This window comes from Streptomyces sp. NPDC026092 (genome assembly GCF_040638605.1).
GTDB lineage: Bacteria > Actinomycetota > Actinomycetes > Streptomycetales > Streptomycetaceae > Streptomyces.
Genome location: NZ_JBEZYN010000021.1, coordinates 1 through 14,089 on the forward strand (window position 1 = coordinate 1; position 14,089 = coordinate 14,089).

General features: G+C 71.6%; 11 protein-coding genes. 7 read left to right on the forward strand and 4 right to left on the reverse strand.

What is annotated here, in order from left to right; all coding sequences use genetic code 11:
* Window positions 1-126 precede the first annotated feature (126 nt).
* Window positions 127-1,839 (forward strand): SpoIIE family protein phosphatase, encoded by a 1,713-nt coding sequence (locus tag AB0F56_RS28645; protein WP_362014603.1) that lies wholly within the window; start codon window positions 127-129, stop codon window positions 1,837-1,839.
* Window positions 1,840-1,938: 99 nt separating this feature from the next.
* Entirely contained in the window at window positions 1,939-3,429 is a 1,491-nt protein-coding gene (locus tag AB0F56_RS28650) for a catalase (RefSeq protein ID WP_362014605.1), read from the forward strand.
* 54 nt (window positions 3,430-3,483) lie between these two features.
* Here the strand turns inward: AB0F56_RS28650 and AB0F56_RS28655 are convergent, their stop codons facing one another.
* Window positions 3,484-5,685: a transglycosylase domain-containing protein gene (locus AB0F56_RS28655; RefSeq protein ID WP_362014606.1), complete on the reverse strand. Its 2,202-nt coding sequence runs from the start codon at window positions 5,683-5,685 to the stop codon at window positions 3,484-3,486.
* A gap of 282 nt (window positions 5,686-5,967) precedes the next feature.
* Between AB0F56_RS28655 and AB0F56_RS28660 the strand changes: the two genes are divergently transcribed.
* From AB0F56_RS28660 to AB0F56_RS28670, 3 genes are read left to right on the forward strand one after another with little or no spacing between them, the layout of a single operon-like run.
* Window positions 5,968-6,492, forward strand: a complete 525-nt coding sequence (locus tag AB0F56_RS28660; protein ID WP_362014608.1) for a PadR family transcriptional regulator — start codon at window positions 5,968-5,970, stop codon at window positions 6,490-6,492.
* Window positions 6,489-7,172 carry an ABC transporter ATP-binding protein gene (locus tag AB0F56_RS28665; protein ID WP_362014610.1) on the forward strand — a complete coding sequence of 228 codons (684 nt, stop codon included), beginning with the start codon at window positions 6,489-6,491 and terminating at the stop codon, window positions 7,170-7,172. The genes AB0F56_RS28660 and AB0F56_RS28665 overlap by 4 nt, the downstream gene beginning before the upstream one ends.
* Entirely contained in the window at window positions 7,169-9,517 is a 2,349-nt protein-coding gene (locus AB0F56_RS28670; RefSeq protein WP_362014612.1) for an FtsX-like permease family protein, read from the forward strand. The genes AB0F56_RS28665 and AB0F56_RS28670 overlap by 4 nt, the downstream gene beginning before the upstream one ends.
* A gap of 51 nt (window positions 9,518-9,568) precedes the next feature.
* On the opposite strand, the gene AB0F56_RS28675 is transcribed toward AB0F56_RS28670, so the two are convergent.
* On the reverse strand, window positions 9,569-10,522 hold the full coding sequence (locus AB0F56_RS28675; protein ID WP_362014614.1) for a LysR substrate-binding domain-containing protein: 954 nt from the start codon (window positions 10,520-10,522) through the stop codon (window positions 9,569-9,571).
* Between the two features lie 131 nt (window positions 10,523-10,653).
* On the opposite strand from AB0F56_RS28675, the gene AB0F56_RS28680 reads away from it, so the two are divergent.
* Both AB0F56_RS28680 and AB0F56_RS28685 read left to right on the forward strand, forming a co-directional pair.
* Window positions 10,654-11,208, forward strand: coding sequence for a peroxiredoxin (locus AB0F56_RS28680; RefSeq protein WP_362014616.1), 555 nt, complete (start codon window positions 10,654-10,656; stop codon window positions 11,206-11,208).
* A 6-nt stretch (window positions 11,209-11,214) separates the two neighbouring features.
* Window positions 11,215-11,748 carry an alkyl hydroperoxide reductase gene (locus AB0F56_RS28685; RefSeq protein WP_362014617.1) on the forward strand — a complete coding sequence of 178 codons (534 nt, stop codon included), beginning with the start codon at window positions 11,215-11,217 and terminating at the stop codon, window positions 11,746-11,748.
* 74 nt (window positions 11,749-11,822) lie between these two features.
* Here the strand turns inward: AB0F56_RS28685 and AB0F56_RS28690 are convergent, their stop codons facing one another.
* Complete coding sequence (locus tag AB0F56_RS28690) at window positions 11,823-12,521, reverse strand: hypothetical protein (protein ID WP_362014619.1); 699 nt, start codon at window positions 12,519-12,521, stop codon at window positions 11,823-11,825.
* Entirely contained in the window at window positions 12,518-13,978 is a 1,461-nt protein-coding gene (locus AB0F56_RS28695; RefSeq protein WP_362014621.1) for an AI-2E family transporter, read from the reverse strand. Before AB0F56_RS28695 ends, AB0F56_RS28690 begins: the two co-directional genes overlap by 4 nt.
* Window positions 13,979-14,089 lie beyond the last annotated feature (111 nt).

A 14,089-nucleotide genomic window follows, 5' to 3' on the forward strand; every position in this document is an offset into this window, starting at 1 on the left:
ACCCGCACGCGATCGGCGTCTCGGCGTGGCTGATGGCCAGGCGCACCGGGACGCGGGGCAGTACGACGCCGCCGACGCGGTCACCATGCAGGCTCCACCGCGTCCCCGGGCACACCGGCCGCCCCGGTGGCGCCGGACGTCGCCGCCGCGCGCCGCGAGGGCGACCGGCTGCGCTTCGTCGGGGCCGCGACGCGGCGGATCGCGCGCGGCATAGACCTCGACGAGATCGTCCTGGGCCTCTGCCGCGCGACCGTGCCGACCTTCTCCGACGCGATCCTGGTCTACCTCCGCGACCCGCTCCCGGTGGGCGACGAGCGCCCCGTCGCACCGTTCGTGCTGCGGCTGCGCCGCACCGACCGGCTGCGCTTAGCGGAGGTGGAGGGCGAGGAGCTGACGCTCGTCCCCGACCCGGACCCGACCCCCGCGGCCGAACTCTGCGAGGTGCGTTCCGGCGGGGCCCTGGCCGAGGTGTTGCGCGGTGTCCGGCCGGTCTTCGGCGACTCCGCCGCCGCCCGGGCCGCACTGCCCGAGCTGCTCGGGCCCGAGCACACCCTGCCCGGCGGCCACCGGGCGATCCTGGCCCCGCTGCGGGGGCGGCGCCGGGTCATCGGCGCCGCCGTCTTCCTGCGCCGCCCCGAGCGGCCCGGCTTCGAGCCGAACGACCTGCTCGTCGCCGCCCAGCTCGCCACGCACACGGCGCTCGGCATCGACAAGGCCGTCCTGTACGGCCGCGAGGCCTACATCGCCGACGAGCTCCAGCGCACCATGCTCCCGGACTCGCTGCCGCAGCCGACCGGTGTGCGGCTCGCCTCCCGCTACCTCCCGGCCGCCGAGACGGCCCGGGTCGGCGGCGACTGGTACGACGCGATCCCGCTGCCCGGCAGCCGGGTCGCGCTGGTCGTCGGCGACGTCATGGGCCACTCCATGACCTCCGCCGCGATCATGGGCCAGCTGCGGACCACGGCGCAGACCCTGGCAGGGCTCGACCTGCCGCCGCAGGAGGTCCTGCACCACCTGGACGAGCAGGCCCAGCGGCTCGGTCAGGACCGGATGGCGACCTGCATGTACGCGGTGTACGACCCGGTCTCGCACCGGATCACGATCGCCAACGCGGGCCACCCGCCGCCCATACTGCTCCACCTCGGCGGCCGGGCGGAGGTCCTGCGGGTCCCGCCCGGGGCGCCGATCGGCGTGGGCGGGGTCGACTTCGAGGCCGTCGAGCTGGACGCCCCGGCGGGCGCCACGCTGCTCCTGTACACCGACGGCCTGGTCGAGTCCCGGCTGCGCGACGTGTGGACCGGGATCGAGCAGCTGCGGGAGCGCCTTGCGGCCACCGCCCAGCTGACGGGTCCGGACCACTCGCCGCCCCTGGAGGCGCTCTGCGACGACGTCCTCGACATGCTCGGCCCCGGCGACCGGGACGACGACATCGCGCTGCTCGCGGCCCGTTTCGACGGGATCGCGCCCAGTGACGTGGCGTACTGGTTCCTGGAACCGGAGGACGCGGCACCGGGACGGGCCCGGCGGCTCGCCCGGCGGGCGCTCGCCCGCTGGGACCTGGAGGAGCTCTCCGACTCCGTCGAGCTGCTGATCAGCGAGGTCGTCACGAACGCCGTGCGGTACGCGGAGCGGCCGGTGACCCTGCGGCTGCTCAAGACCGACGTGCTGCGCTGCGAGGTCGGCGACGACTCGCCGCAGCTGCCCCGGCAGCGGCGGGCGCGGGACACGGACGAGGGCGGTCGCGGGCTCTTCCTGGTGAACCGGCTGGCACGGCGGTGGGGGGCGACCCGGCTCTCGGGCGGCAAGGTCGTCTGGTTCGAACTGGCGACCCGCACATGACAACGCACGAACGACCCTAGAGGCCGCTCCCCCAACCGCGACCCCCTCTGATTCCGGCCACATGTTGCCTCTCTCCCGTCGGCGGCGTTGACTTTGGTGGTGGACGAAGCGACCCCACCCCAGCTCCTCACCGACGGGAGGACGCTCGTGACCCACACGACGAACAACGCCGGCATCCCGGTGGAGAGCGACGAGCATTCGCTCACCATCGGCGCCGACGGCCCGATCCTGCTCCAGGACCACTACCTCATCGAGAAGATGGCCCAGTTCAACCGGGAGCGGGTCCCGGAGCGCGTGGTCCACGCCAAGGGCTCCGGCGCGTACGGCATCTTCGAAGTCACCAACGACGTCAGCCAGTTCACCAAGGCGGCCCTCTTCCAACCCGGCGCGCGCTGCGAGATGCTGGCCCGCTTCTCCACCGTCGCGGGCGAGCAGGGCTCCCCGGACAGCTGGCGCGACCCGCGTGGCTTCGCCCTGAAGTTCTATACGGAGCACGGCAATTACGACCTGGTCGGCAACAACACCCCGATCTTCTTCGTCCGTGACCCGCAGAAGTTCCAGGACTTCATCCGCTCCCAGAAACGCCGCCCGGACAACGGGCTGCGCGACCACGACATGCAGTGGGACTTCTGGACGCTGTCCCCGGAGTCCGCGCACATGGTGACCTGGCTGATGGGCGACCGGGGCATCCCGCGGGACTACCGCCACATGAACGGCTACAGCTCCCACACCTATCTGTGGGTCAACGGCGGCGGCGAACGCTTCTGGGTGAAGTACCACCTGAAGACGGACCAGGGCATCGAGTTCCTGACCCAGGCCGAGGCCGACGAGCTGGCCGGGCAGGACCCGGACGCCCACCGCCGCGACCTCTTCGAGGCGATCGACTCGGGGAACGCCCCGAGCTGGACGATGAACGTCCAGGTCATGCCGTTCGAGGACGCCCCCGGCTACCGCTTCAACCCGTTCGACCTGACCAAGGTGTGGCCGCACGGCGACTACCCGCTGATCGAGGTCGGCCGGATGACCCTGAACCAGAACCCGGAGGACTACTTCATCCACATCGAGCAGGCCGCCTTCGAGCCCTCGAGCCTGGTGCCGGGCATCGGCCCGTCCCCGGACAAGATGCTCCTCGGCCGGCTCTTCTCCTACCCGGACACCCACCGGTACCGGATCGGCCCGAACTACACGCAGCTGCCGCCCAACCGGCCGCGTTCGCCCCTCGCCTCGTACGCGAAGGACGGACCGATGCGGTACGAGCCGGCCGCCACCGCCAGGCCGTACGCGCCGAACTCCTACGGCGGCCCCGAGGCCGACGTGCGCTCCTTCGGCGACCCCGCGGGCTGGGCGGCCGCCGGGGAGATGGTCCGCGAGGCGTACACCCTGCACAGCGAGGACGACGACTGGGGGCAGGCGGGCACGATGGTCCGCACGGTCCTGGACGACGCGGCCCGTGAACGCCTGGTGTCGAACATCGCCGGCCATCTGAAGGACGGCGTCAGCGCGCCCGTCCTGGAGCGCGCCGTGCAGTACTGGCGATCGGTCGACCAGGATCTGGGCGACCGGATCGCCAAACAGGTCGACGGCGGCTGAGGCTCCGTACCGAAGCCGAAGGCCGGACCCCTCTCGGGTCCGGCCTTCGTCAGGTCACCGCGGTGGGCGTACGGCGCCGCCCTCGCCGGTGTCGTCACCGCCGGGGTCCGGCGGGTCGATCGTCGGCGGCACCGGGTCCGTCGTCCCGGTGGGCGGCGGCGGCACGGTGATCGTGGTCGTCGGCTGCGGCGGCGTGGTCGCGGTCGACGTGGGCGGCGCCGTCGGGCCCGTGGTGCCGGTGGTGGGCGGCGGGGTCGTGGTCGGCGCCTCGCCGGTCGGCGTGGACGTCGGGTCGGGCTCCACGGAGTCCCCGGAACTGCCGTCGGTCTCCAGGTCGAACTGGGCGTCGGAGCCGCCGCCGAGCGCGGCGCCGGTGTAGTCGCCCCAGATCTGGGCCGGGGTCCTGCCGCCGTTGGCGCGGCCCTCGTTGATCGTGTTGGTCAACGTGACCTGGTTGCCCTTGGTGTCCTCGCCGAAGAGACCGACGGCGGTGACCAGCTCGGGGGTGTAGCCGACGAACCAGGCGGAGCGGTTGTTCTCCGAGGTGCCGGTCTTGCCCGCCGCCGCGTAGTCGCCGGCGGCACGGGATCCCGAGCCGTTGCGGACGACGCCGGTCATGGCCTTGGTGACGGTGTCGGCGGCCTCGCGGCTGATGACCTGGTCGCCGATCGCCTTCACCGGGTCGGCCTTGCGGTCCTTGTGCTCGGCGGACTTCACGATGGTCGGGGTGACCTTGACCCCGTGGTTGTCGAGCGTGGCGTAGACGCCGGCCATGTCCCAGGTGGAGGCGCCCATGGTGCCGAGCGACATCGCGGGGGTCTCGCCGAAGTCGGCGCCGTCCTTCATGCCGAGGTCGAGGGCGGTCTTCTTGGTGTTGCCCGCGCCGACGTCCACGATCATCTGCGCGTAGACGGAGTTGATCGAGCTGTTGGTGGCCTTCTGGACGGTGACCGGGCCGTAGCTCCGGTTGTCCTCGTTCTCCGGGTTGAACGGGATGGTGCTGCCGACCACCTTGCGCTTGCTGGTGCCGTCGTAGATCGTGCCGAGGCCGATCCTGCGGCCGTCCTGCGTCTCGGCCTTGTTGTCGAGGGCGGAGGCGAGGACGAGCGGCTTGAAGGTCGAGGCGGGCTGGTAGTCGCGGCGGGTGGCGTTCGACGTCCAGTGCTCGGTGGCGCCGATGCCGCCGTACATCGCGACGACCGCGCCGGTCTTCGGGTCGACCGAGGTGGCGCCGGCCTGGACGGTGGCGTCCTTCTTGTCGCCCTTGCGGTCGAGCTTCTCCTCCAGCTGCCGCTCGACCGCCTTGACCAGGGCCTTCTGCTTCTTCTCGTCGATGTTGAGGGTGATCGTCCAGCCGCCGGCCTTGATGTCCTCCTCGGGGATGCCCTGCCGCACCAGCTCCTGGTTGGCGGCCTCCACGAGGTAGCCGCGCTGGCCCTCCATGCCGGGGGCGGGCTTGGCCTTCTGCGGGGCGGGGAACTTCAGCCCGGCGCGCGTCGTCGCGTCGAGCCAGCCCTCCTCGACCATGTTGTCGAGGGTGTAGTTCCAGCGGTCCTCGACCAGCTTCTTGCCGGTCGCGCTGGCGGCGGTCCAGTCGTACTGGTTCGGGGCCTGGAGCAGGGCGGCGAGGTACGCGCCCTGGGCGACGTTCAGCTTGCCCGCGTCGGTGCCGTAGTACGACTGCGCGGCGGCCTGGATGCCGTACGCGCTGCGGCCGTAGTAGCTGGTGTTCATGTACCCGGCGAGGATCTCGGGCTTCGTCATCTGCTGGTCGACCTTGAGCGCGATCACCATTTCGCGGAGCTTGCGGGTGACCGTCTGGTCCTGGTCCAGGTAGTAGTTCTTCACGTACTGCTGGGTGATGGTCGAGCCACCCTGCTTGCCCTTGCCGGTCACCGTGTTCACGGCACCGCGCAGGGTGCCCTTGATGTCGATGCCGTTGTCCTTGTAGAAGGTCTTGTTCTCGGCGGCGACGAAGGCGCGCTGGACCTCGAGCGGGATCTTGTCCAGGCCGACGATCTCGCGGTTGATCTCGCCGGTACGGGCGAGGATCTTGCCGTCCGCGTACTTGTAGACGTTGCTCTGCATGGTCGCCTGGGCGTTGGCCCGCGGCACCGGGACCATCAGGTAGATCGCGTAGAAGGCGCCCATCAGGAGCAGGCAGCCGACGAAGAACGTGCCCAGGATCTTCTTCCAGGTGAAGAGGCGGCGTATCCGCCCGCCCTTCTTCCCCTGGCTCTTGTCCGCTCGGCCCATGTTCTCCGTCGCTCCGCTCGTCGTGGTGTCGGGCGTGTCCCCGCTCCGAATCAGCTCAGCAAGCTAACACCGCCGATGCTGACAAAGGGCGATCGATCCGGTCTTTCCGGACGTGACAATCAGCACCTGTCCCGGTGGAACCGACGCGTATGGGGACCGGATGGTTGTGCGGCGCGGGTCACATCACCCCTTCGTGGCAGGTCGCGGCGGCGGAACGACGGCCGGCCGGCTGCCGCGCGGCGGCTATACATCGTGCGTATACACCCGGTGTAGAGTGGCCGCATGTCAATAGGACACACGCTCCTCGGGCTCCTGGAGTCCGGTCCGCGCCACGGCTACGACCTCAAGCGCGCCTTCGACGAGAAGTTCGGCCACGACCGGCCGCTGCACTACGGCCAGGTCTACTCGACCATGTCCCGACTGCTGAAGAACGGCCTCGTCGAGGTCGACGGCATCGAGGCGGGCGGCGGCCCCGAGCGGAAGCGGTACGCCATCACCGAGGCCGGCGTCACCGACGTCGAGCAGTGGATCGGCCGCCCCGAGAAACCGGAGCCGTACCTCCAGTCCACGCTCTACACGAAGGTCGTCCTCGCCCTCCTCACCGGCCGCGAAGCCGCCCAGGTCCTCGACGTGCAGCGGGCCGAGCACCTGCGGCTCATGCGCGAGCTGACCCGGCGCAAGAAGGACGGCGACCTCGCCGACCAGCTGATCTGCGACCACGCCCTGTTCCACCTCGAAGCCGACCTGCGCTGGCTGGAACTGACCGCCGCCCGCCTCGACCGGCTCGCCGAGGAGCTCCACCGATGACCACCACCCCCCTGCTCCGCGCGACCGGCCTCACCAAGACGTACGGACCGACCCCCGCGCTCTCCGGCGCCGAGTTCGCCGTCCGGGCCGGCGAGGTCGTCGCCGTCATGGGCCCCTCCGGCTCCGGCAAGTCCACGCTGCTGCACTGCCTCGCCGGGATCGTCCGGCCCGACGCCGGCACCATCACCTACGACGGGCGGGAGCTCACCGCCCTCTCCGACGGGGCCCGCAGCGCGCTGCGCCGCACCGACTTCGGCTTCGTCTTCCAGTTCGGCCAGCTGGTGCCCGAGCTGACCTGCGCCGAGAACGTGGCCCTGCCGCTCCGGCTCAACGGCGAGCGGCGCAAGGCCGCCGAGGCCCGCGCCCGCGAGTGGCTCGAACGCCTGGAGGTCGGCGACGTCGCCGGCAAGCGGCCCGGCGAGATATCCGGCGGCCAGGGCCAGCGCGTCGCCGTCGCCCGCTCCCTGGTCACCGCCCCGCGCGTGCTCTTCGCCGACGAACCGACCGGCGCCCTCGACTCGCTCAACGGCGAGCGCGTGATGCGGCTGCTCACGGACGCGGCCCGGGACACCGGCGCCGCCGTCGTCCTGGTCACCCACGAGGCGCGGGTCGCCGCCTACTCGGACCGCGAGATCGTCGTCCGCGACGGCTCCGTGCGCGACGCGGAGTGGGCGGTATGAGGCTCCGTACCTGGTCCCGCGATCTGGCGCTCGGCGCCCGGTTCGCGGTCACCGGCGGCCGCAGGGGCTGGATCCGGACGACCCTGACGGCCGTCGGCATCGGCCTCGGCGTGGCCCTGCTGCTCGTCGCCTCCGCCGTGCCGCACATGTCCTTCGCCCGCGAGGTCCGCGAGTCGCAGCGCAGCGTCGACGCGAGCGAGAACAACCCGAACCCCACCGCGGACTCCTTCCTGTACGCGACCCCCGAGACCGTCTTCCGGGGCGACTCGGTCACCGGCCTGGTCCTGCGCCCCGAGGGCGCGGACGCGCCCACCCCGCCGGGGCTGCCGAAGATCCCCGCGGCGGGCGAGATGTGGGTCTCCCCCGCCCTCGCCGACCTGCTCGACTCCCCCTCCGGCGCGCTCCTGAAGGAACGGCTGCCGTACAAGGTGGCGGGCACGATCACCGAGCCCGGCCTGATCGGCCCGGCCGAGCTGCGGTACGTCGCCGCGAGCGCGACGCTCACCACCGACACGTCCGACGGCCGCGGCCGCGGCTACGGCTGGTCGGTGCCGGAGGAGCCGCTCAACGCCTTCCTGCTCCTGCTCGTCGTCATCGCCTGCGTCGTACTGCTGCTGCCGGTCCTCGTCTTCGTCGCGACCGCCGTCCGCTTCGGCGGCGAGCAGCGCGACCGGCGCCTCGCCGCGCTGCGGCTCGTCGGCGCGGACACCGCCATGGTGCGGCGGATCGCGGCCGGCGAGTCCCTCGCGAGCTCGCTCCTCGGGCTCGCGCTCGGCGGTGTCTTCTTCGCCCTGGGCCGGCAGGCCGTCGGCCTGGTGACGGTCTGGGACGTCAACGCCTTCCCCTCCGACGTCGTGCCGCTGGCCCCGCTCGCCGCCCTCGTCCTCACCGTCGTCCCGGTCTCGGCGGTCGTGGTGAGCCTCTTCGCCCTGCGCGGGGTCGCGATCGAACCGCTGGGTATCGTACGGGCCGCCACGCCCCGCCCCCGCAGGCTGTGGTGGCGGCTGCTGCTCGTCGCGGCCGGGCTCGCGCTGCTCCTGCCGATGGCAGGCGACATCGACCTGCGGGAGACGGCGATCGACACCAGCGGTGTCGCGGTCGGCGCCACGCTCGCCCTGATCGGCCTCACCACCCTGCTGCCCTGGCTGGTGGAGGCCTGCGTCAAGCGGCTCCGAGGCGGTCCGGTGGCCTGGCAACTGGCCACCCGCCGCCTGCAGTTGAGCAGCGGTACGGCCGCCAGGGCGGTCAGCGGCATCGTCGTCGCGGCGGCCGGGGCGATCGCCCTGCAGATGCTGTTCCACGCGATGCAGGACGACTTCATGAACGTCACGGGCGCGAACTCCGAGCGGGCGCAGATCCAGTCGACGATCGACGCCAAGGACGGCGGCGAGGCCCGCGAGATGATCGAGAAGTTCTCCAGGACCGAGGGCGTCACGGCCGTCGTCGGCACGATCGAGTCCAACGCCTGGCGGCCGGGACCCCTGAAGACGGGCGAGCAGTTCGCCCCGATCACCCCGCTCGTCGTCGGCGACTGCCCCTCCCTCAAGGAGCTGGCGAACCTGCCCTCCTGCAAGGACGGCGACGTCTTCGTCGCCCTCGCCCACGGGCAGCTGGGCGCGGCGGACGACGACTGGGTCAAGGAGACCGCGCGGCCCGGCGCCGACATCGCGCTCCGGGACCCGGCCGAGCACCGTACCGCGGCGCCGACCTGGCGGATCCCGGCCTCGGCCCGCGCGGTCGACTCCCGCGTCGACCCGGTCGGCAACTACCAGTTCGGGATCTTCGCCACCCCGTCGGCGATCGACGTCGCACGGATGGACGCGGCGGAGGCGACCGCGCTGGTGCGGGTCGACCCCGATGTGCCGGACGCCACCGAGCACGTGCGGAACACCGCGGCGGCGATCGACCCGCTGGCCTGGGTCCGCACCCTGCAGAACATGGAGCGGGACGAGCAGTACTCCAGCGTCCGCACCGGCATCCTGGTCGGTGCCACCGCGACGATGCTGCTGGTCGCGGCCTCGCTCCTGGTCACGACCCTGGAGCAACTGCGGGACCGCAAGCGGCTGCTGTCCTCGCTGGTCGCCTTCGGCACCCGGCGGTCGACCCTCGGCCTGTCGGTCCTCTGGCAGACGGCGGTCCCGATCGGCCTCGGCATGGCGCTCGCCGTCGTGGGCGGCCTCGGGCTCGGCGTGGTGCTCCTGAAGATGATCGGCAAGCAGGTCGTGGACTGGTGGGTGTTCCTGCCGGTGGCGGGCGTCGGCGCGGCGATGGTCGCGCTCGTGACCCTGCTGTCCCTGCCGCCGCTGTGGCGCCTGATGCGCGCGGACGGCCTGCGGACGGAGTAGTACGTGGTGGGGCGCCGGTCAGTGGCCGGCGCCCACCACCCGTACCGGCAGTCAGTGCCCGGCACCCACCACCCGTACCGGCAGCCGCCTCATCGCGCCGCGCAGCGCGCCGGCCAGCTCCTCGAACTCGGCCTGGCGTGCCGAGCCCGTGCGCATGGCGAGGGCGACCTGCCGGGTGGGCGCGGGGTCGGTGAAGCGGCCGGTGAACAGGGCCGTGTTGCGCGCCGTCTCGACCTTGACCGCCGTGCGCGGCAGCAGGGTCACCCCGAGGCCGCCCGCGACCAGTTGCACGAGCGTGGAGAGCCCCGCGGCGGTCGTGGTGACCGGCGTCCCCTCGGTGCGCCCGGCCTCCCGGCAGATGTCGAGGGCCTGGTCGCGCAGGCAGTGCCCCTCGTCGAGGAGCAGCAGCTTGAGCTCCTTGAGGGCCTCGCGCGGAATGTCGTCCCGCCCGGCCAGCGGGTGGCCCTGCGGGGTGACGAGCACGAAGTCCTCGTCGAAGAGCGGGAGTTCGGTGACCCCGGGCACCCCGAGCGGTACGGCGAGCAGCAGCAGGTCGAGCCGCCCGGCCGCGAGCCCCTCCAGGAGCGAGGAGGTCTGCTCCTCGTGGACCTGGAGGTCGAGTTCCGGGTAGCGCTCGTGGACCAGGCTCAGCACGCTGGGCAGCAGGTACGGGGCGACCGTCGGGATCACGCCGAGCCGCAGCACGCCGGTGAACGGGGCCTGCGCCGCCTCGGCCTCCTCCATCAGCTCCGACACGGCGTCCAGGACGGCCCGCGCCCGGGCCGCGAGGCGCTCACCGGCGGGCGAGAGCAGCACCTTGCGCGTCGTACGCTCGAGGAGCTGGACACCCAGTGCCTCTTCGAGGGCCGAGACCGCGCCGGAGAGCGCCGGCTGACTCATCCCTATGGCCGCCGCCGCATCCCGGAAGTGCAGATGCTCCGCGACCGCCGCGAACGCTCTGAGCTGGGACAAGCTGGGCTGCTTCACACGCCGCACCGACACCACTGATAACCACCTTCGATCAACCCGACCCAGTCTAGCTATTTCACTGATCAATGCACTCCGTGCCAGGATGACGACCGTCCAACCCCTCACGGAAGCCCCAAAAGGGACCTTCCAACCTGCAAGGAGAGCGCGTGCTCACTGTCGGTGACCAGTTCCCCACCTACGACCTGACCGCCTGCGTGTCGCTGGAGAGCGGCAAGGAGTTCGAGCAGATCGACCACAAGTCCTACGAGGGCAAGTGGCGTGTGGTGTTTTTCTGGCCGAAGGACTTCACTTTCGTCTGCCCGACCGAGATCGCCGCTTTCGGCAAGCTGAACGACGAGTTCGCGGACCGCGACGCCCAGATCCTCGGCGTCTCCGGCGACTCGGAGTTCGTCCACCACGCCTGGCGCAAGGACCACGCCGACCTGCGTGACCTGCCCTTCCCGATGCTCGCCGACTCCAAGCACGAGCTCATGCGCGACTGCGGTGTCGAGGGCGAGGACGGCTTCGCCCAGCGCGCCGTCTTCATCGTGGACCAGAACAACGAGATCCAGTTCACGATGGTGACCGCCGGCTCCGTGGGCCGTAACCCCAAGGAGGTCCTGCGGGTCCTGGACGCCCTGCAGACCGACGAGCTGTGCCCGTGCAACTGGAACAAGGGCGAGACCACCCTCGACGCGGCCGCGCTCCTGTCGGGCGAGTGATCTGACATGGCTCTCGACGAACTCAAGTCCGCCGTACCGGACTTCGCCAAGGACCTGAAGCTGAACCTCGGTTCGGTCATCGGCAACAGCGAGCTCCCGCAGCAGCAGCTGTGGGGCACGGTCCTCGCCTGTGCGATCGCCTCGCGCTCGCCGAAGGTCCTGGCGGAGCTGGAGCCGGAGGCCAAGGCCAACCTCAAGCCCGAGGCGTACACGGCGGCCAAGTCCGCCGCCGCGATCATGGCGATGAACAACGTCTTCTACCGGACCCGGCACCTGCTGTCGGACCCCGAGTACGGGACGATGCGCGCCGGTCTGCGGATGAACGTCATCGGCAACCCGGGCGTCGAGAAGGTCGACTTCGAGCTGTGGTCGCTGGCCGTCTCGGCGATCAACGGCTGCGGCCAGTGCCTGGACTCGCACGAGCAGGTCCTGCGCAAGGCCGGTGTCGACCGCGAGACGATCCAGGAGGCCGTCAAGATCGCCTCGGTCATCCAGGCGGTCGGCGTCACGCTGGACGCCGAGGCCCTCCTCGCCGAGTAGGGCGTACGAGCGGACTCACGCGAAGGGCCCCGGGGCACAAGACCCGGGGCCCTTCCGTCATGTCTTCCCGCGCGTCACTTCTTCAGCGCGGCCATCAGAGCCAGCAGGTCCTGCGCGAGGACGGTGTCGATGCCCTCGAGGTCGACCCGCTCGGTGGTGCTGACCGACTCGCCCGCCTCCTCGTCCCAGACGGTGTTGGTGCTGACCGAGATCTCCAGCTCCACCTGCCCGTCGAGGACGGCCATCTCCGCACCCTCGTCGCCCGGGTGCAGGAGGTAGAAGGCGCTCTCCCCCACACCGTCGACGCGCTGGAAGTCCCCCCACGAGGAGCCCTCGTAGCGGGCGAGGAACTCCGGCCCCGGGTCGGTCACCTTGTGCAGCCGGTAGCTGATCGAGACCCCGTGCCCGGTCGCCGGGTTCCCCATCGTCAGCGAGCAGTGCGCCGTGTCCAGCGCCTCGTGGTTCTCCGAGGAGGCCCCGACGTCCGCGGACTTCGGGCCCAGGGCGCCGGCGAGCCCCTTCAGTTGGGCCGTCGCGCACAGGTCCGCGACCGTCCGGTACCCGGCGAGGTCCGGCCCGTCCCCTTCCTGGCTCCGCTCGTACGCGTAGAGCCCACCGGCCCACACCGCCGAGGCGACGACCGCGCCGCCGAGCGCCCACAGCCAGGGACGGCCCGGACCCGTCGGGCGAGCGGGCGGCTCGACGGTCTCCGGCACGGGGACCTGCCCGGCCGGGAAGTCCTCACCGCCCACCAGCTCGGGCTCGGATATCACGCGTCGTCCCTTCCCTTCGTGCCCGGCGCGGGCGTGGGCGCCACCGCCCACGCGGTCGCGCCGCGCGGTTCCGGGGTGCTGAGCAGCGCCTGTTCATGGCTGTACGCGCGGAGGTAGCCGACCACGGTGTTGGTGACGGCGACCAGCGGCACCGCGACCACCGCGCCGCCGATGCCGGCGGTCAGTCCGCCGGCCGCGACCGCGAGGACGACGGCCAGCGGGTGGACGCGTACCGCGCGGCCCAGGATGAACGGCTGCAGCACATGGCCCTCGATCTGCTGCACGGCGAGGACCACCAACAGGACCATGAGGGCGGTGAACACGTCGTTGGTGACCAGCGCGACCACGACCGCGAGGGCACCGGAGATGACAGCGCCGACCAGCGGGATGAACGCGAACAGGAAGATGAACACGGCCAGCGGCACGGCCAGCGGCACATCGAGGAAGTACAGGCCGAGGCCGATGAAGACGGCGTCGATCAGGGCGACGAGCACCGTGCCGCGTACATAGGCGGTCAGCGTCCGCCAGGCCCGGGGCCCAGCGCCCGCGACACCGGGACGGGCCTGTGCGGGCACCAGCTTGAGCGTCCACTGCCAGACCTTCTTCCCGTCGTAGAGGAGGAAGAGGGTGCAGAACATCGCGAGCAGTATCCCGGTGATCGCCTCGATGACGACGGTCACGCCCTGGAGTCCGGCGGAGGTGATCTGCTCGGTGTTGGAGCCGATGGTGTCGCTGAGGTTCTTGGCGATGTCGTTGATCTGCTTCTCGGTCACATGGAACGGGCTGTCGAGGAGCCAGCGCTTGAGCTCCTCGATGCCGTCCCGGACGCGGTCCGAGAGGTTGTCGATGTTGTCCAGGACCTGCCAGACCACGAACCAGCCGACCAGGCCCATGATCACGAACCCGGAGACGGCGGTGACGGCCGTGGCGACCCCGCGCGGCAGCCCCATCGAGCGCAGCCGGGCGACGGTGGGCTGGAGCAGGGCGGTGATGAGGAGCGCGGCAACGAAGGCGAGGACGACCAGCTGCACCTCGCTGATCACCTTCATCAGCACCCAGACCGTGCCCGCGAGCACGAGCAGCCGCCAGCCGGCCTCGGCGGCGACCCGGATGCCCCACGGGATCGCGGCGACGGGGTCGGGGCGTGCCGCTATGGCCGGGGCGTAGTCGGGCGGCGCGGGTACGGAGGTGACGGCGCCCTGCGGCCCACGGCGGCCGGGCCACCGCTCACCGGCGGGCGTCGCCCCGCCCGCGGCCGGTCCGCCGGCGGGCTCCTGGGGCGACTCCTGTCGTGACTCCCGCTCGCCGCCCGCGCCTTCACCCGCGCCCGCGGCGGGGCCCGCGCCCGTGGGCGGCTCGGCGCCCAGGTCGTCGGCGCGCTCCGCGCGGGCGCGGCGCTCGCCGATGCGGCTGAGCTCCCCGCCCAGCCGGCTCAGCCATCCTGGCAGTCTCGACATCCTCTTCCCTCTTCCCCCGCTCACTCCCTCGGGGAGCACATGGGCCCGAACCTACACGCATGAAGCCCCCCACCGTAGGACGGTGAGGGGCTCAGCGAGGTTGAGAGCGCC